This is a genomic window from Massilia oculi (assembly GCF_003143515.1).
Lineage (GTDB): Bacteria > Pseudomonadota > Gammaproteobacteria > Burkholderiales > Burkholderiaceae_D > Telluria > Telluria oculi.
In genome coordinates this window covers 1,535,527-1,553,667 of record NZ_CP029343.1, presented here as the reverse complement: position 1 = coordinate 1,553,667, position 18,141 = coordinate 1,535,527, and the positions used below count along the sequence as shown (strand labels likewise).

Here is an 18,141-nt window from a genome sequence, read left to right as displayed (position 1 = left end):
CCTATGGGATTTTTCGATTGGTTTTCTCGCCAGCCAGCAGAGGCTGGCGACAATTCCGCCCAGGCGAGCGAGGAGCCCGCGGTGCCGCCATGGTCGATGACCCCGACGCACGCGGCAATGACCAGCGCTGACCTGATGGACTTCATGCGCGGCGGCGAAACGGCGAGTGGCGAATATGTCACGACCTCGAAAGCGCTGGAGAACATGGCTCTGCTGCGGTGCGTGAGCCTGATCTCCGAATCGATCGGCATGCTGCCGCTGAACCTGACAATTCGCGGCGAGGAAAAGGCGTATGCCGTCGACCACCCGCTGTATCGAGTGCTCAAGCGTCGGCCCAACGAATTCCAGGGGCCGTACAAGTTCAAGAGCACGATGCAGTTGCGCGCGCTCATCCACGGAAATGCTTACGCCAGGGTGATCTGGCGAGGCAATACCGTGGTGCGGCTTATACCGCTGGACTCGCGCAAGGTCACGCCGAAGATGAACGACGACTTCACCGTTCGTTACGAGGTGCAGCGGCCGGACGGCAGCGTGGTGACGCTTGCCGCCCGCGACATCTTCCACCTGGCTGACTTGGCGCCGGACGAACACGGTCTAATCGGCCTTTCCCGTGTCGACAAGGCCAGGGAGTCGATCGGCCTTTCGCTGCAGGCACAGAAGGCCGCCGCCCGTATTTTCAAGAATGGCGTCATGGCCGGGGGCGCGCTGTCGTACCCGAACAAGCTGAATACGCAGCAGATCGAGAACATTCAAAACAGCCTTCAGGCCCGCTACGCCGGCGCCGACCAGGCTCATAAATGGATGATCCTCGAGGACGGCATTAAGGCCGAGAAGTGGGCGAACACGGCGAACGACTCGCAGCTGCAAGAAGGGCGCAACCACCAAATCGAGGAAATCGCCCGGGCGTTCGGCGTGCCCCGGCCGCTCCTGATGATGGACGACACGTCCTGGGGTAGCGGCATCGAGCAGCTCGGCATCTTCTTCGTGCAGTACGGGCTACAGCACTGGTTCGACATCTGGGAAGACGAGGTGGCGCTCAAGTTGTTGACCGAGAAGGAGAGTGATCTTTATGCCGCCAAGTTCAACGAGCACGCGCTGCTGCGCGGCACGCTCAAGGACCAGGCTGACTTCTTCGCCAAGGCCCTGGGCTCGGGCGGTAGCAAGCCGTTCATGAAGCAAAACGAGGTCCGCGACAGGCTGGACCTGCCGAAATCGGACGATCCCGCGGCCGACTCGCTCGAAAGCACTCTCACAAGGAACGCGAATGTCCCTCCTGCAACTACCTGAAATCTGGGCGGACGCCCGCATGGCATCGGCGAATTTCGACCTGCGCCAGGATGCGCTCGAGGCTTGGGAGCCTGGCGTGCGCGCCGCGGCCGGCGACCAGCCCGAAACCATCAGCATGTACGGGCCAATCGGCCAGACCTGGGACGGCGAGGGCGTCACCTCCCGACGGATCGGCGCCGCGTTGCGTAGCATTGGCAACAAGGACGTGGAGGTGAACCTGAATTCGCCAGGCGGCGACTTCTTCGAAGGCGTCGCGATCTACAACCTGCTACGCGGCCACTCGGCCAAGGTCACGGTCAACGTGATGGGCATCGCGGCGTCGGCCGCGTCGGTCATCGCGATGGCCGGCGACGAGGTCAAGATGGGTGACGGTTCGCATCTGATGATCCACAACGCATCGGTCGTCGCCGCGGGGAACCGGCACGACATGCTCGAGGCCGCCGCCTACCTCGAACCGTTCGACAATGCCATGCGCGACATGTACGCGGCTCGAACCGGGATCAAGCCTGCCGAGATCGAGGCCATGATGGACAAAGAAACGTTCATTGGCGCCGACGATGCGATCGCCAAGGGCTTCGCCACCGGCAAGCTCGATCGCGCCGCGGTCACCAAGGACACCAAGGCCGCCCAGCAGATGAAGGTGCTGGCCACCGTCGAGTCCTCGCTCGCGAAATCCGGCCTGAGCCGGTCGGCGCGCCGCGAAACGCTCAACGCGCTTTTCAACGGCAAGCCGGGCGCTGCCGCTGGACCTGATGCCACGCCGGGCGCTGGCAACGACACCGAAGTTGAAGCCTCGCTTCAATCCCTACTGAATACCATGCAAGGATGAAATTATGAAAACCAATCGTGTCATGCTGGCGAAAGCCGCAGCGCTGGCAGTCGCAGCAAAACCAGCCCCTCGCGGCATCGTCAGTGGCGTGCGCGCCGATGCCGGCGATATCACCAAGGTCGTCCAACAGCTTCAGCAGGCGTTCGCCTCGTTCAAGGACGAGCACACCCGCCAGCTGACCGACCTGAAGGCCGACATCAACGACCCGCTGCAGGCCAGCAAGGTCGAGAAAATCAACGACGAGATCGCCAACCTGCAGGCTGCGATCGACGCCAACACCACTAAGATGGCCGCCATGGAAATGAGCGGTGCCGGTGGCGCGCGGCCGCTCAAGGACAAGGAATACAGCGAATCGTTCCAGGCGCACATGCGCCGCGGCGACGTGCAGGCAGCCCTCAGTAAGGGCGCGGCGGAAGACGGCGGCTATACCTCGCCTGTCGAGTGGGACCGTACCATCACCGACAAGCTGCTGATCGTCTCGCCAATGCGCGCGCTGTGCACCGTCCAGAAGGTCGGCGGCAGCGGCTACAAGAAGCTGGTCAATCTGCGCGGCACCACCTCGGGCTGGGTCGGCGAGACCGATGCTCGCCCGGAAACCAACACCCCGAAGCTGGCCGAACAAGGCTACAGCTGGGGCGAGATTTACGCCAACCCATCGGCCACCCAGCAAATGCTCGACGACGGCGAGATCAACCTGGAAGCCTGGCTCGCCGGCGAAGTCGACGTCGAATTCGCCTACCAGGAAGGCAAGGCGTTCGTTTCCGGCGACGGCTCCAAGAAGCCACGCGGCCTGCTGACCTACGCCGCCGGCGGCACCGCCCTGCACCCCCTGGGCGGTATCGAGATCATCGCTTCCGGCGCCGCCGGAGCGATCACCGGAGACGCGATCCTGGACCTGGTGTACGCGCTCCCCGAGACCTTCACCGGCAACGCCAAGTTCGCGATGAACCGCAACACCATGCTGCGCATCCGCAAACTGAAGGACTCGGACGGCAACTACCTGTGGCAGCCATCGCTGCAGGCCGGTCAGCCGTCGACCCTGGCCGGTTACGCGATCGCGGACATTCCGGACATGCCGGGCGTGGCCGCGAACTCGCTGGCGGTGGCCTTCGGCGACTTCAAGCGTGCCTACAAGATTCTGGACCGCGTCGGCGTGCGCGTGCTGCGCGACCCGTACACCAACAAGCCGTTCGTGTCGTTCTACACGACCAAGCGCGTCGGCGGCGGCCTCGACAATCCCGAGTGCATGAAGTTCATGCGCATCGCCGCCGCGTAACTGCGGCATGACCGAAATGGCCCGGCTGATGCTGGGCCATTTTCATTTGGAGAGCGACATGCAATTCACCAAGCCATTCCAAGGCGTGCCGGCCGGCGAGATATACCCCGTGCAGTACGAGCCGGGCGACGAATGCCCGCCTGAGCTGGAGTCGGCCGCCACCGAGCTCGGCGCCTTCGACGATCCCGAAGAAGGCGGCGCCGGTGCAGGGGCGCCGAAGCGCGGCCGCGCCGCAAAGTAAACCCACCAGGGCAGACCGTCATGACCCACCTGCATATGACCCCTGAAGTCTCGACCATCCGCGTGTACGACGCGCCGGGCGGCTACGAGGCGCGCCGCCCGTACGTGGGAATTATGACGGTCAGCCACCTCTCGGACACGGTCGTGTACCTACACGGCGCCGTCGGCAAGATCGACCGCGCCACCCACCGGGCGGCCCTGGCCATGCTCCGCGAGCGCGGAGTGACCACGGTGCAATACGAGCGCCGCGGACGAATGAAATACCTTGAGCTGAGCGATACCCTTCCAGCGGCATAGCCGCTCACAGAGCGACTGATGACCGTAAAATTTCAGCGCGGCGCTACGCCGCAGTATCTCAGCACGCCGGATGGCCCGAATAACACCTTCCCGGCCGAGGCGTGGTCACTATGTTTTGTCCTGTGCCTGGGCGGCACGTATGCCGGCGCCGAGAACGAGGTGCTGTTCTCGACCGGCGGGCTGCAGGCGGGAGCGTTCAGCGTTTCCTACTTGGGCCCCGGTCACTCGACCCCGAATTCGATCGGCATCCAGGTCAACTCGGCATCCGGCCTGTTCAGCGCGCCGGCCAATTCGCTGTCCGGCGCCTCGAAGTGGCTGATCTCGATCAGCCGCGGTTCGACTGGTGGGATGAGCATCCGTACGAGTCCGATCCGCAGCACGGCGCCGGCCGACGGTACCGGAGTGCCCACCTATACGCTGTCGGGCGTGAACCTGACTAGCATCCAAGACGGCCCAGGCGCGACCGTCATCGGCGGCCGGAGCGACTTGGCCGATGCCAAGTTCGCAGACCAAGCGCTGGGCCGGATCTTCCGCGTGCGGGGCAGCATTCTGTCGACGCACGAGGTCGCGCGCCTGGCCTACGGTGAAACGGTCTATGACCTCGGCCGCACGCCAGATTTCTACTACCCGCTGGTGACTGCCAGCGATTTGAACGACTTGGGTCCGCAGGCCGCGCACCTGACCGCATACGGTTCGGTCACGACCGGCACCGATCCTGGCTTCGGCAATGTGCCGGCGCAGGCTGCCGCTCCTACATTCAGCTCGGCCCCGGCGGTCATCGGCACACCGTCGGTAGGCGTCGCCACCAGCTACACGCCCGGTACCGTGTCCGGTTCCCCGGCACCAACCATCACCCGGCAATGGCTGCTCGACGGCGTCGCAATTTCTGGCGCGACAGGCGCAACCTACACGCCGGTTACTGGCGATAGCGGTAAGAGCCTGGCAGTGCGCGAGACGGCGACGAATGGGAGCGGCACCGAGACGTCGACGAGCGCCGGTGTGGCGGTCACCGCGCCGCCGGCGTTCAGCGACAGTTTCGCGGCCATGACAGCGCGTCGTATTTACCAGCGCATCGGCACCACTGCCAAAGTGCGTATGAGCGGTGAGTACAACGTCGCTCCGGCCACGATCGAGGCGCAGCTCGTCGCATCCGCCGACGGCACCACCGTGCTGCAGGCTTGGACCCCGCTCGTCGACGTCACCATCGGCGCGAACGCCTGGTCGGGCAACCTTGTGGCGAACCAGGGCGGCGGCTATCGCGCGCAAGTGCGGTTCAAGAACTCCGCCGGCGCCGTCATCTACACGTCGGCGCTGGACACGAACTCGTGGGGCGTGGGCGAACTGATTGTCGGCGCCGGATCGTCGACGATTCACGGCTGGTGGACGAGCGGAACCTATCCAGGGACCGCATATATCGCCACCTACCGCACGACCGACGGCTACACCTGGAAGTCGTTCCCATCGGCGTCCAACGGAATCGCGAAGAAGATCGCCAACGACCTGGCGCTGCGCCTTGGCGTCCCGGTCGGCATGATCGGCACCGGCGAATCCGGGACCATGCTCAAGACCTGGACCGAGGCAGGCAATGCGTATTTCGCGAAACTGACCTCGGCCATCAACGCGCAGGGCGGCAAGATCGGTGCGCTCATGGTTTCCATGGGCTCCAACGACGCCGCCAACAACGTGGTCGTCAGCCGGGCAGCGCACGCCGCCATGCTGCGAAAGTTCATCGCGGACGTGCGCGCGCTGACCGGCCAGCCTGACCTCAAGGTGCTGATCAGCGGGTTCAATCGACGCCTGGACACGAGCGACACGCAGGCGAACTATGTGCGCCTGGCCGAGCTGGACGTCGGAAACGATGCGAACGTTTATCACTTCCCGACCGTCGACATGGCGCTGGGCGGGGACGGCATCCACCTGGTTAGCTACGACGCGAGCGGCGACCGGGTGGTCGCAATCTTCAATCCGGTGCTGGCTGGAGATTCGGCGTACCGCCGCGGCCCGGCGATCACGTCGATCACCGCCTCGGGTGACAAGTTCCGCGTCGCGCTGCGGCACGGCAACGGCACTGACTTTTTGCCGGCCAGCGGCAATAGCGGCTTCGTGGCTGTCGATGACACGGGACCGCTGACCATCCTGTCCGTCGCACGGGTGAACGCCACGGCACTCGACGTGGCCGTGGAGCGCGCCATTGGCAGCAATCCGCGGCTGTCGTACATGAGCGGGGCCAACCCCGACGTCTCCGCATTCACGTTCGACAACGGCGTGGTTGCGCTGCCGATGGACGTTGACATTGGCCGCGCTGTAGCCGTCGGCGCTCCGGCCGAAGACACTACAGCCCCGGTCCTGGCAGGATCGGTCGCCGTCACAGCGATCACCACCACCGGGGCATCGTTGTCCTGGCCGGCGGCGAGCGATGATGTTGGTGTGGCCGGCTACGAGTACAGCAACAACGGCGGCGCCAGCTATACGAATGTCGGCGTCGCGCGCACCGTCACTCTGTCAGGGCTGGTGGCGAGCACCAGCTACTCTGTGCGCGTGCGCGCTTACGACGCAGCAGGCAACCGGTCGGCACCGCTAGCGCGCAGTTTCACTACCGAAGCGGAGGCGCCGCCTGGCCAGGCCGACTTCGACGCCGCGAAGGTGGCGCCGGCGCGCAAGGTTGTCTTCCCTGGCGGCACGCGGGTGGTTGTCTTCGGCGGTCCCGTGGTGGCCTACCCGAGTGGGCCGTATCAGCAGGATGGGCGCTGGACGATCGACAAGCATCCTCTGGACGAGTTCTACTGCGTAGCCGACATCTCGTTCGACCTCGCCGAGAGCCAGACGACTGCGGCGTCGGTTGTCGCGGTCGCCGGCGGCGTGCAGGTGCTCGAGCAGCCTGTCTTGCAGGGCGCACTCATCGCGGTGAAGGTGGGCGGCCTGGACGAGCTGTCGGACGCGGCCAACTTCTGCACCTTGCGCGTCACGCTCGCGAACGGCGAGCAGATCGACAGGACCATCTGGTTCGCCAAGCTGCAGGGCGTCTGGACGGTGTCAAAGGATCCGGACGACAAACGCTACTTCGTGGCCGACGTCGGGAACATCCTGGCGGACAGCGGCACGCAGATCGCCTCGGCCCTGCCGGCAATTCCTGCCGGCGTCACGGTTCTCGAGCAGCCGGTCGCCCAGGGCGCGCTGATCATGGTGAAGCTGGGCGGCATGGATGTCTCGGCCGACCCGCTCAACCACTGCACGTTGCCGTTCCTCTGTGCGAACGGCGAGAAGTTTTTCCGGACCATTCATTTCAACAGGGTGGATAACTGATGATCGACGCATCGAAACTGCCGCGCGTGCCGAACGAGGTCCTGCAGAAGCAACAGCAGAACGCCGTCGAGTACGCGCGGGCGCCGCAAGCATCTGGCGCGCCAGCCGGGTCCGGCCGGCCGCCAGCAACACAGGAAACGACCCGATGAGCCTGAAACTGATCACCCCGCCGGCGGCGCTGGCGGTGTCGCTCGATGCTGCGCGCACGTCGGCCCGGGTGGACGGAGAGGAGCACGACGCCGAGCTGCGCCAGGTCGTCGAGGCGTACACCCGCGAGGCAGAGCACGAAACCGGCCGCGCGTTCGTTGAGCAGACCTACCGGCTGACGCTCGACGCCTTTCCGGCGGCGATCCGGCTGGACAAGCCGCCGATCCTGTCGGTGGTGCACGTCAAGTTCTACGATCAGGCCGGAGCCCAGCTCACGCTCGACCCGCAGGACTACCTGGTCGACGCCGAAAGCGAGCCGGGCTATATCGTGCCGGCGCCGGGCCGCGGCTGGCCGGCAACCCAGACGCGCGTAAACGCGGTCGAGGTGGTCTACACCTGCGGCTACGGCGCCGACGACACGCTGGTGCCGGCGAATGCCAAGCGCTACATCTTGGGTAAGGTTTCCGAGCACTTCGCGCCGGCCGGCACGCCCAAGAACGAATTCCTGGGCAAGCTGCTCGATGAGCTGCGGGTGTTCGCATGATGAACGACCGCATCACCCTGCAGCGGCGCGAGGCCGGCGAGGACAGGATCGGCCAGCCGACACAGACCTGGGTCGATCTGGCAGCGGTCTGGGCCCACGTGAAGTTCCAGACCGGCGCCGAGGCGATTCGGGCCAACGCCGAGACCTCGGTCGTAAAGGCTTCCATCCGGATCCGGGCGCGCCAGGACGTCGACGCCGGCATGCGCGCCAAGTTCAAGACCTGGCTCTTCGAGATCAAGGCGCCGCCGCTGCCAGACGATCGCGACCCGCGGTTCATGTTCCTCGTGTGCGAGGCGGTCAAGTGATCCGGGTCGACCTGGATTCGCTCATCCAGCGGAACGAGCAGGATGCCGAGGCGATCGAGCGAGCGGCGCGCCCCGCCGCCCAGGCCGCCGCCGAGGTGCTGTACCTCGAGGCGCGCCGCAACGCGATGGCGATCCGCAAGTCAGGCAACCTGGCCAATAGCATCTATCAAGCCTTTTCGGAAGAGAATAGCAGCCCCGGCAAGGCGGTGTACCACGTCAGCTGGAACTGGAGGAAGGCGCCGCACGGCTACCTCATCGAGTTTGGCCACATGCAGCGCTACGTTTCCTACGTCGGCAGCGACGGCAACTGGTACACGGCAATTCGCCCGAGCATGCGCGACAAGCCGCGGCCGAAGCGCCGGGCGCCACAGGCGGAGAAGGATGCTTATTACGTGCTGCTGGATGAGCCGCGCCAGGTGCCGGCCAATCCTTTCATGCGCCGCGTCGCGGTGAAAGAGCAGGCGGCCCTTGAGGCGGCTGTCGCTGAAATTCTGAGGGCCCTCGAATGATCCTTGAGCAAAAGCTGGTCGCGCTGATCCGCATGGTGTGCCCGCGCGTGTCGCCCGACTTCGCGCCCACCAACACCGCACGGCCGTACGTGACCTACCAGCAGGTCGGCGGCCAGGCCCTGAGCTTCGTGGACAACACGGTGCCGAGCATAGAAAACGCCGAGATTCAGGTGAACGTCTGGGCCGACTCGCGCCTTGAGGCCAAGGGCCTGATGAAGCTGATCGAGGAGGTGCTGATCGTGGCCACGTCGATCCAGGCACGCCCACAGAGCGCGTGTGTGTCGGACTTCGACGCCGACATGGCCGTCTACGGCAGCCGTCAAGACTTCAGCATCTGGGCCGACCGGTAGTCGCCCGAACCCAATCCAAGCCGCCGCGCGCAAGCCAGGCGGCTTTTTTCATGCCCGGAAACGGGCTTTTTACTGAAAGGCCCATAAATGGCACTCTCGCTTCCGACCGGCACCGCTTACGCGATCGCCACCGCCTACGCCGCCGCAATCGCCGTCTCGGCCGCCACCAACGCGACCGAAACCGTTCTGACCACCGCGACGAATACCTTCGCCATCGGCGATTACCTGGAATACACCGGCGGCTGGAGCCGCATGACCAACCGAGTGTTCCGCGCCAAGGCCGTGACCTCGACTTCGGTCACGCTCGAAGGCATGGACACCAGCGAAGTCAACCTGTTCCCGACCGGCCTGGGCGCCGGCACGCTGCGCAAGATCACGACCTGGGTTCCGATCCAGCAGGTGCTGACGGCCGAAATCTCGGGTGGCGATCCGAAGTACGTCTCGGTCAGCCTGCTCGACAACGAGAACGACATCAACCTGCCCGACGGCTACAACGCGCAGAGCCTGGCGATGACGATCGCCGACGACCCTTCGCTGCCGCACCACTCGGCGCTGAAGAAGACGGCCGACTCGCGCAAGATCGCCGCCGTCCGCGCCGACCTGCCGAGCGGCAGCAAGATCTTGTACTCGGGCTATGTCAGCTTCGACGAGACCCCGACGATGACCAAGGGCCAGGTGATGGCCGTGCGCGCCGGCTGCGCGATGCAGGGCCGCCCGGTGCGCTACGCATCGTAATCGTTTTGCCAGCCTGCTCCAGCAGGCTTTTCCCAGCCGCGGGGTCGCCCCTCGCGGTTTTTTTATTCTCCCCTGAAAGACAAAAATCATGGCAAAAGCACATAAGATCGTTCTCGGCAAACGTCCGGAATCGTTCGAAAAAGAGATCACCTTCCAGATGCTCGACGGTTCGACCGGCTGTATGAAGGTCGAATACCTGTACCGCACCCGCAAGGAGTACGCGGAATTCGCGGATGCCCTCCAGGCGGCTGTCACGGCACGCGCGGAGAAGGAATCGGCACGGTACAAGGCAGCTGCCGACGCCGGCGAGCCATTGCCGGACTTCCGCCAAGCCGACCTGGTTGCGCACCAGGTGAGCGTGAACGTCGACTCGATCATGAAGTCGGTCAAGGGGTGGAACCTCGATATCCCGTTCGATCGCGAAGCAGTCGAGCAGCTGGTCGACGAACTGCCGGCCGCCGTGGCCGCGATCATCAGCTCGTACCGCGAAGCCATCACTGAAGGCCGCTTGGGAAACTCGTAATCGCTGCGGAGGCCATGTACACCTCAGCCCCATCGGCCGAGGAAATGGCTGCCGCTGGATTAGCAGCAGAGGATTACGCTGGCGAGGTCGTCGAAATATGGCCTGAAAATTTACTGGCTTACGACGTATTCGCCGCCCTGGGCACCCAGTGGCGTGTCGGGATGGGCGGTGCGACTGGGTTGGACTATGCGGCCGTGCCGGTGGTGCTTAGGCTAAAGGGGGTTCTGCGAGCCGAGTGGACACAGCTGTTCGAGGACTTGCGAGTAATGGAGTCCGCTGCCCTGCAGACGATGAGACCGGCATAAAGGGTATGCCGATTTGGAAGACCCTTTGGCAAAGGGGTAAGCCGAGTTGGCTTACCCTTTCGAGCGCAGAAGATTTACCGCCTTTATCAGCAAGGCCTCTACTTCGTCATCTGTGGGCTGCACGTCGGCGCCGAAGCTGCGCTCGAGGCGATCGACCACTTCTGCATTCAACGAGCGGCCAGCCTTGTGCGCCGCCTCCTCGAGTCTTTCTTTCAACTCAGGCTGCATGCGTAGCCCGAATGGGGTGATGTGCCCCGTAGCTGGGCGAGTTTTTACTGGCTTAGTCATAACTTCACAGTGTAGTGAAAAAGAGCTTGACCAGATAGCTACACCATGTCACTATGACTTCACCATGTAGCTATTAGAGGAGTTGAGATGAGCGGTGTTATTGCACCATTTGGACTGCGGTTGCCTCCTGAGCTGAAGCAATGGCTGAGCGAGAAGGCTCAGATTAATCGCCGAAGCATGAACAGCGAGCTGCTTCACCGTCTAGAGGAAAGTCGGGCGGCAGAAAATCTCGCAAAAAATCCATCGAACTAAAGAAAAAGCCCCGAAAGAGCTTGGCGGCAGATCGGGGCTTTAATTCCACACGAAAGGAATCGAAATGAATGCTACAGCACTCACTACCAAGACGCAACATTCGCTGGCCTTCGGCGCGCATGAAGTAAAGACGATTTCCCGCGAGGGGCAGCTCTGGATGAGCGCGGCGGAAGTCGGTCGCGCCTTGGAGTATGCAAGCCCGGATGCCGCAATCGCTAAGGTCTACGCAGCACACGCGGACGAGTTCACATCGGCGATGACCAAGATTATTAAAGTGATGACCGCTGGCGGCAAGCAAGCGGTGCGGTTCTTCAGCCTGCGCGGCGCCCACCTTCTGGGTATGTTCGCTCGCACTCCGAAGGCGAAATCCTTCCGTGCCTGGGTGCTCGATATCCTCGATCGTGAGCTCGTCGCGCTGAAGGAAGCCGCGCGCGCCAGCGGGGAGATTAGCTACAACACGCGCTTAGCGCTTCAGGGAATCTGCACTGAGGTCTATTTCATGGCCAGCTGGTGGAAAAAATTCGGCCCGGGAATTGAGCTGATCAACCAGCATGCCTACAACCTTATCTACGAGCGGTTCTTGTTTGCGCCTGTCCGCGCCGATGACTTGGTTAAGGAATTTGACCTGCGTTCTTCCAGGGAAGCGGCTCGCACAGAGCAGTGGGATTACTTGGTGCGCGAGAGCCGCAAGGAAGCGAAGTGGGCGGGCCGTCACACGGAGTGCATGCAATGAAGATGCCGACTGCAGAGCGAGTTCGAGAGCTTTTTGATTACGACCCTGATACGGGGATCTTCATTCGCAAGATAACCATCTTCAACGGCAAGAAGGCCGGTACGCGCGCGGATGTAATGAGGCGTGACGGTCGGTTGGCTGGGTACACCAGGATTTGCGTTGATTGTGGCAGATATTTGGCCCATAGGATTGCTTGGCTTTACATGACGGGTAGCTGGCCTTCGGATCATATTGATCACATAAACGGCGACCCATCCGATAATCGTTTCTGCAATTTGCGTGATGTTCCGAGCTTGCTAAATCAGCAGAACCAGCGCAAGCCAAGGCCGGGAACTTGCAGTGGCTATCTCGGCGTCTCGCGGTATGTGGGGAAGCGAGGGGTGCGTTGGTATGCAAATATCACAGCCGAAAAAAAATCCTACTTCTTGGGTTCGTTCGACACTCCGGAAGCTGCGCATGAGGCGTATGTCTCCGCAAAGCGAAGGCTCCACAGGGGGTGCACAATCTGATGATGTAATATTGCCTCCTCATAATAGGAGGCAATATGGATTTCGGTGCGCTAGTCTTTGTGCTGCTCATGGGCGTGGTCGCCCTGTTTATCTACTTCTGGCCGACGCTGCGCGCGCGCGATGTTCGGCACCCGGCATTTACTTCGATCTTTCTGATCAATTTACTGCTGGGCTGGCTGTTTATCCCATGGGTTTTAGTCCTTGCGTGGGCGTACCGGCACAAGAAGGTGGTCGAGCCGCCAACGAAGAAATGCCCGGAATGCGCTGAAATCGTGCTGCTTGAAGCGACACGATGTAAGCACTGTCAAGCAGTAATGAATTAAATCGAAGCCCGCTCAGCGGGCTTTTTTTATTGGGGTAGCAATGGCGACTGAAGAGCGGCGGATTCAATTTGTTACCGAGGTCGACAACACCGGCGCCCGCGCGGGCTTCGATGACCTGAGCCAGCAGGCCGGCCAGATGGCCAACTCGGTCGCGGCCTCGGGCCAGCGCGCCGAGCGCGCGGTAAACGACATTGGCAACGGCGCGGGCGCGTCCTCGGCAAAGGTCGAAGCCGCGCAGCGCAACCTCATCGGCTCGATCCAGCGCACGACCGCGCAAATGGAGGCTGGCTCGCGCTCAAGCGCGAAATACTTCGAGACCCTGGCGCAGCAGCGCGGCGTCGATCCGCAGGTGCTCGAGCCTTACCTGGCTCAGCTGCGCGCAGTCGAGCTGGCGCAGCAGCGTGCTCGCACGGCCGCGACGGGCGGTGCTGCTGGCTTCGACGATCTGGGCGTCAGCGCTGGACAAACCTCGAACGCGCTGCGCCAGCTTCCCGCACAAATTACCGACGTAGTCACTTCGCTCCAGGGTGGCATGGACCCGATGACGGTCCTGATCCAGCAGGGCGGCCAGGTCGTCGACTCGTTTGGCGGGATCCAGCAGGCCTTCCAGGGCGTCGGCCAATACATTATGAGGCTGGTTACACCCTTGACGCTTTTGGCCGCCGCGACTGCCGGCCTGGCAGTAGCTTTTAAGTCGGGCTCGGGAGAGGTCGATGACTACGCGCGGGCAATCGCAGAATCGGGGAATGCTGTTGGCACCACCAGTGACCAGATGGCCGAGGCGGCGCGCCGGGTGGCAGAAGTGTCTGGGTCGCAAAAAGACGCTGGCGCCGCCTTAATTGCACTCGTCGGCGCCAGCCAGGTTTCAGGCGAGAATATGCAGCGCTTCGCTTCTGTCGCTGTCGAGGGCCAGCGAGTTCTAGGTCGTAGCATCGCGGACACCGTGGCGGAATTCGATGCCTTGGGCGGGACTCCCCTCCAGACATTGATCAGTCTGAACGACAAGTACCACCACATTAACGCTGAAATCTTCGAGCAGGTGAAGGCGCTCCAGGATGTCGGAAGGGCGGCGGATGCTGCGTCGGTCGCTCAACTTGCTCACGCTGAGGGAATCGATCGACAAAACAAGCGCGTTCTCGACACCTTGTCCGACTGGGAGCGCGGGTGGCTTCGGATTAAAAAGGCCGCCTCTGACTACATGGATATGGTTCCAGGAGTTGGGCGCGCGCCGACTGACTTCGAGAAGATAAATTCGCTCCTAGATACCCGAGAGCGGATCGAGACAAACATCGCCGACGCAATGGCGCGCGGAGACAGGTTTGGCGAGCGCCGGCAGCGCGAAGCTCTTGCGCGCACCGAGGCTGAGATTAAGGCTGTTCGGGAGAGCAGCGATGCAAAAAAAGCGGCGGCAAAGGCCGAGGCTGATGCTGCGCAAATCACCGAGGCACGGAACAAGTGGTTGGCCGATAGTGACAAGTATCTGACTAAAGCGGCTCGGCTCGAGCGTGACCTCGCAAAGGCTCGGAATGAGGGCGCCGCCGCTTTTCCGGGGGATGACCCAGAGCAGAGCGCGCAGCGTGAAAAGGTAATCGCAGACCGAATCAAGGCGATCCGGCAGTCGTACCTCCAGGGCGACTGGGACGCAGCCGCCAAAAAGCGCGAGGATGCAATGCGCGCCGAAGCCGCGGCACTGGCCGAGATTTCGGGCCTGACCACCACGTTCGCGGCCGACTGGAAGATGCTCAGTGACCTGTATGCAAAGGGCGCGATTTCGCTGGAGGATCTGACGAAGCAGCAGGCTAATCTGCTGGCGAACCAGCCAGGCATCAAGGCGGCAGCCGAGCAAGAAATCGCGGATCGGAAAATCCTGATCGAGTCGGCCGAGCAACTTGCCAAGGCGATGGACGCCACCGCCGCAGCGCGCAACAAGGCTGTCGGCGACCTCGCGGCACAGCGTGCCGAGAACGAGCAGATTGGCATGGGCGCCTTGGCGCTCGCCGAATTCAACGCGGCCCAGATCGAGGACCTGGCGCTGCGCGCCGAGCGTAAGATCATGGCCGCCGATGGTATCGACATCAGCGGAAAGATGGCGCAGGATCTGCGAGAGGAGGCGGCAGCGCTTCGTGCGCGCGCGCAGGCCGTTCGGGAGGGGGCTGTTGAAGAGGCGGCCTATGAATCGAACAAGCGGGCACTGGACGAGCTGAACCGCTCCCTTGACCCGGGCCGCGCTGAGACGTTTGGCGAAGCCTTGCGCGAAGCGTTCGGCACTGCCGGCGATTCGATCTCTCGCCTGACTTCATCCTTGGATTCCTTCGGCCGTAAGCAGGCAAAAATCGCCGAGGATCGCGCGGCTGCTGAGAAGCTTCGAGGCACGAAGGACTTCGACGAGATCAAGTACCAGAAGACGATCGCCGAGCTGAACGAGCGGGACACGAAGAATCGCCTCGCTGGCTATGGCGCCATGACCGGCGCCGCTGCTGGCTTCTTCGACGAGCAAAGCCGCGGCTACAAGGCCCTGCAGACCGCATCGCAGGTGTTCCACGCGGCCGAACTGGCGATGACGCTGGCAGAGCTGGTGCCAAAGGGTATCGCTGCCGTGCTGAACCAAGGCACCGGCGACCCGTACTCCGCATTCGGCCGCATGGCTGCCATGGCGGCCATCGTGGCCGGCCTGGGCGTTGCCATCGGTGGCGTGTCGGGCGGTGGTGGCGTGCCTCTGTCGCAGCAGCGGCAGGAGAAGCAGGGTACCGGCTCGGTGCTGGGCTCGGACGCCAAGTCGGAATCCATCAGCCGCGCGCTTGACGCCATCGAAGGCGCCACGCTGCAGGGCCTGGGCATCAGCAACGGCATGCTGACCTCGCTGCGCAACATCGAGGCCGGCATTGGGCAGTTCGCCTCGCTGCTGGTGCGCACCACCGGCGTGACCGGCGACTTCGGCAAGGACATGGGCAAGAACGTGTTCGACTCGAAAGCGATCGGGATCGGCGGCGCGGCCGGCGGAGCGGTGCTGGGCGCGATGGGCGGCGCTTATGTTGGTATGGGTGCCAGCCAGATCGGGCTCATGCTGGGTGGCCCGGTCGGCATGGCCCTCGGCGCGGCGCTGGGCGCGATCATCGGCAAGACCTTCGTGGGCAAGGCGCTGACCAGCGTCTTCGGCGGCAAGACCACCGTCGAAGATACCGGTTTTGCGGTCGACCGCGCGAACTTCTCGACGATCGCGGCTGGTGGCCTGAGCGCCATGCAGTACGCCGACATCAAGAAGGATGGTGGCTGGTTCGGCAAGGACAAGAACAGCACCGCGCTCGAGGGCCTGGGCCTGGAGGGCAACCGCCAGATCGCCAGCGTCCTGCTGTCGCTGTACGACACCGTGCTGGAAGCCGGCACGATGCTCGACATCGGCGCCGACGGGTTCGCCGCGCAGCTCAACAGCTTCGTGGTGGACATCGGCAAGGTCAGCCTGAAAGGATTGTCTGACGACGAGATCCAGAAGGAACTGTCGGCGGTGTTCTCGAAGGTCGGCGACGACCTGGCCAAGTTCGGCGTGGGTGGTCTGGAGCAGTTCCAGCAGGTGGGCGAGGGCTACCTCGAGACCCTGACCAGAGTGGCCACCAACTACCAGGCGGTGGCGGTGGTTACCGATTCGCTGGGGATGACGTTCAGCTCGCTGGGCCTGGCCTCGGTCGGTGCGCGCGAGCGGCTGATCGGCCTGGTCGGCGGGCTGGACGAATTTACCTCGAGCGCCGACCAGTTCCTGTCCGACTTCTATTCGGACAAGGAGCGCGCCGACGCGCTGCGCGGCCGGATCACTCCGACGCTGGACCAGTTCGGGATCAAGACCGGCGCCGACGACTCGCTGCAGCAGTTCCGCAGCGTGGTCACCGGCCTGGACCTGACGACCGAGGCCGGCGCCCGCGCCTACGCCACGCTGATGCAGATCGCCCCGGCGTTCAAGCAGATCGCCGACGTCGATGCCAAGATCTTCGAGGAGCGGGCCGACCTGCAAAAGGAATTGGACCAGCTCACGCTGTCCGAGACCCAGCTGCTGGCCCAGCAGCGCGCCGCGCTCGACGAGAGCAACCGCGCGCTGTTCGACCAGATCCAGGCGATCAAATCGAAGACCGCGGCCGAGGAGGCTGCAACTGCGGCAATCGAAAGGGCAAAGGCCGATGCGACGTCCCTGTTGGGCGGCGTGGACAGCGCTTTCTCGGTGCTGCAGCGGGTTGCCGGCCGCCAGAAGGAAGCGCTCCAGGAGGATATCCAGGCGCGCACCGAGGCGGTCAACAAGCTGCGCAGCCTGACGGATGCCGCGCGCAACTCGCTCAACGGGATGCGCACGCCGGAGCAGCAGCAGGCGAGCCAGGCGCAGGCCCGTGCGGAGATCGGTGCAGCGCTGGCCATCGCCCGCGCCGGCGGCGGCCTGGGCGACGTCGAGAAGCTGCAGCGCGCAATCGCCAACTTGGGCAACGGGCCGGCCACGGAAGCCTACGCCAGCTATCAGGACTACCAGCGCGACCTGTTCCAAACCCAGGGCGAGCTGGCCGAACTGGGCAAGCTGACCGACAGCGCGTTGACGGTGGAGGAGCGTGCCCTGAACGCCGCGCAGGACCAGGTCAAGCAGTTGGACCTGATGCTGGCGCGCGAGCAGGAGCAGATCGACGTCCTGAAGGGTATCAGCACGACGGGACTTTCGATCGTGGACGCGCTGCGGGCGCTGCAGGGCGCGCTGGCAGCTGCCAACGCCAACCCAGTCGTGGCCGCCAGCTCCGCCATCAACAATGCCTACCAGCAGTACCTGGGCCGCGCGCCAGATGCCGAAGGGTTCGAATGGTGGAAAAACGCTGCCGCCAGCGGCGCGCCAATCAGCCAGATCGTCGACGGTATTGCTGGCTCGACCGAAGCCGAGCTCAATCGCCTCTATAAGGACGTGCTCGGGCGGGCGCCGGATGCCGAGGGTCTCGCATTCTGGAAGAGCGCCTACGGGTCGACCATGAGCGAGGCAGAGAAGGCGGATTGGCTGAAGGCGGCTCAGAAGGATGCTCTCGGCAAGCTGCCAGGGTTCGCGATCGGCACCAACTTCGTCAAGTCCGACATGCCGGCAATGATCCACCAGGGCGAACGCATCATGCCCGCGGCCGACAACCGCGAGTTGATGCGCCGCCTGGCCAACCCGGAAAGCAATTCGGAGGCGCTGGCCGCCGAGGTGGCGCGCCTGTCGGCCGTGCTCGAGGCGCAGCAGCGTGAAAACGTGGAGCTGCGCGAAGCGTTGCGCGATGGGTTGCTGGCGATCGCCACGCACACCAGCAACACCGCGAGCCACCTGGACGACGTGGTGAACGGTCGCAAGCCGATCGCCACTGAGCCCGCCCAGCCTGTACCAGCATAAGGA

At 63.7% G+C, this 18,141-nt stretch carries 20 protein-coding genes; 19 read left to right on the top strand and 1 reads right to left on the bottom strand.

Annotation, left to right across the window (positions count from 1 at the left end):
* Positions 1–3 precede the first annotated feature (3 nt).
* The 14 genes from DIR46_RS07180 (at position 4) to DIR46_RS07120 (ending at position 10,650) form a co-directional block, all read left to right on the top strand.
* Positions 4–1,287, top strand: coding sequence for a phage portal protein (locus DIR46_RS07180; protein ID WP_109344622.1), 1,284 nt, complete (start codon positions 4–6; stop codon positions 1,285–1,287).
* On the top strand, positions 1,265–2,116 hold the full coding sequence (locus DIR46_RS07175; RefSeq protein WP_109344621.1) for a head maturation protease, ClpP-related: 852 nt from the start codon (positions 1,265–1,267) through the stop codon (positions 2,114–2,116). The genes DIR46_RS07180 and DIR46_RS07175 overlap by 23 nt, the downstream gene beginning before the upstream one ends.
* Positions 2,117–2,120: 4 nt before the next feature.
* On the top strand, positions 2,121–3,392 hold the full coding sequence (locus tag DIR46_RS07170) for a phage major capsid protein (protein ID WP_109344620.1): 1,272 nt from the start codon (positions 2,121–2,123) through the stop codon (positions 3,390–3,392).
* Positions 3,393–3,450: 58 nt separating this feature from the next.
* Positions 3,451–3,633 carry a hypothetical protein gene (locus tag DIR46_RS07165; protein WP_109347939.1) on the top strand — a complete coding sequence of 61 codons (183 nt, stop codon included), beginning with the start codon at positions 3,451–3,453 and terminating at the stop codon, positions 3,631–3,633.
* A gap of 20 nt (positions 3,634–3,653) precedes the next feature.
* Positions 3,654–3,929: a hypothetical protein gene (locus tag DIR46_RS07160; RefSeq protein WP_109344619.1), complete on the top strand. Its 276-nt coding sequence runs from the start codon at positions 3,654–3,656 to the stop codon at positions 3,927–3,929.
* Positions 3,930–3,947: 18 nt separating this feature from the next.
* Positions 3,948–7,232, top strand: a complete 3,285-nt coding sequence (locus tag DIR46_RS07155) for a sialate O-acetylesterase (RefSeq protein ID WP_109344618.1) — start codon at positions 3,948–3,950, stop codon at positions 7,230–7,232.
* A complete protein-coding gene (locus DIR46_RS26510; RefSeq protein WP_162819452.1) occupies positions 7,232–7,381 on the top strand; it encodes a hypothetical protein in 150 nt (49 codons plus the stop codon). Before DIR46_RS07155 ends, DIR46_RS26510 begins: the two co-directional genes overlap by 1 nt.
* Positions 7,378–7,923 (top strand): head-tail connector protein, encoded by a 546-nt coding sequence (locus DIR46_RS07150; RefSeq protein ID WP_162819451.1) that lies wholly within the window; start codon positions 7,378–7,380, stop codon positions 7,921–7,923. Before DIR46_RS26510 ends, DIR46_RS07150 begins: the two co-directional genes overlap by 4 nt.
* Positions 7,920–8,228: a phage head closure protein gene (locus DIR46_RS07145; protein ID WP_109344616.1), complete on the top strand. Its 309-nt coding sequence runs from the start codon at positions 7,920–7,922 to the stop codon at positions 8,226–8,228. The genes DIR46_RS07150 and DIR46_RS07145 overlap by 4 nt, the downstream gene beginning before the upstream one ends.
* Entirely contained in the window at positions 8,225–8,737 is a 513-nt protein-coding gene (locus tag DIR46_RS07140; protein WP_229446527.1) for an HK97 gp10 family phage protein, read from the top strand. Before DIR46_RS07145 ends, DIR46_RS07140 begins: the two co-directional genes overlap by 4 nt.
* Positions 8,734–9,087: a tail completion protein gp17 gene (gp17, locus tag DIR46_RS07135; protein ID WP_109344615.1), complete on the top strand. Its 354-nt coding sequence runs from the start codon at positions 8,734–8,736 to the stop codon at positions 9,085–9,087. The genes DIR46_RS07140 and gp17 overlap by 4 nt, the downstream gene beginning before the upstream one ends.
* An 87-nt stretch (positions 9,088–9,174) precedes the next feature.
* Positions 9,175–9,822 carry a phage tail protein gene (locus DIR46_RS07130; protein WP_162819450.1) on the top strand — a complete coding sequence of 216 codons (648 nt, stop codon included), beginning with the start codon at positions 9,175–9,177 and terminating at the stop codon, positions 9,820–9,822.
* 88 nt (positions 9,823–9,910) lie between these two features.
* Positions 9,911–10,345 (top strand): phage tail assembly chaperone, encoded by a 435-nt coding sequence (locus DIR46_RS07125; RefSeq protein WP_109344613.1) that lies wholly within the window; start codon positions 9,911–9,913, stop codon positions 10,343–10,345.
* 14 nt (positions 10,346–10,359) lie between these two features.
* On the top strand, positions 10,360–10,650 hold the full coding sequence (locus tag DIR46_RS07120) for a DUF1799 domain-containing protein (protein ID WP_109344612.1): 291 nt from the start codon (positions 10,360–10,362) through the stop codon (positions 10,648–10,650).
* A gap of 51 nt (positions 10,651–10,701) precedes the next feature.
* Here DIR46_RS07120 and DIR46_RS07115 read toward each other — a convergent pair whose 3' ends face one another.
* Positions 10,702–10,878, bottom strand: a complete 177-nt coding sequence (locus DIR46_RS07115; protein ID WP_370659959.1) for an Arc family DNA-binding protein — start codon at positions 10,876–10,878, stop codon at positions 10,702–10,704.
* A gap of 147 nt (positions 10,879–11,025) precedes the next feature.
* Here DIR46_RS07115 and DIR46_RS07110 point away from each other — a divergent pair, with 147 nt between their 5' ends.
* The 5 genes from DIR46_RS07110 to DIR46_RS07090 all read left to right on the top strand — a co-directional run bounded on the left by DIR46_RS07110 (position 11,026) and on the right by DIR46_RS07090 (position 18,138).
* Positions 11,026–11,190 carry an Arc family DNA-binding protein gene (locus DIR46_RS07110; protein ID WP_109344610.1) on the top strand — a complete coding sequence of 55 codons (165 nt, stop codon included), beginning with the start codon at positions 11,026–11,028 and terminating at the stop codon, positions 11,188–11,190.
* A gap of 64 nt (positions 11,191–11,254) precedes the next feature.
* Positions 11,255–11,923, top strand: coding sequence for a BRO-N domain-containing protein (locus DIR46_RS07105; RefSeq protein ID WP_109344609.1), 669 nt, complete (start codon positions 11,255–11,257; stop codon positions 11,921–11,923).
* Positions 11,920–12,432: an HNH endonuclease gene (locus tag DIR46_RS27910; protein WP_109344608.1), complete on the top strand. Its 513-nt coding sequence runs from the start codon at positions 11,920–11,922 to the stop codon at positions 12,430–12,432. The genes DIR46_RS07105 and DIR46_RS27910 overlap by 4 nt, the downstream gene beginning before the upstream one ends.
* A 35-nt stretch (positions 12,433–12,467) precedes the next feature.
* On the top strand, positions 12,468–12,755 hold the full coding sequence (locus tag DIR46_RS07095; protein ID WP_205289087.1) for a superinfection immunity protein: 288 nt from the start codon (positions 12,468–12,470) through the stop codon (positions 12,753–12,755).
* A gap of 40 nt (positions 12,756–12,795) precedes the next feature.
* Complete coding sequence (locus DIR46_RS07090) at positions 12,796–18,138, top strand: phage tail length tape measure family protein (RefSeq protein WP_109344607.1); 5,343 nt, start codon at positions 12,796–12,798, stop codon at positions 18,136–18,138.
* The last annotated feature ends 3 nt before the right edge of the window (positions 18,139–18,141 follow it).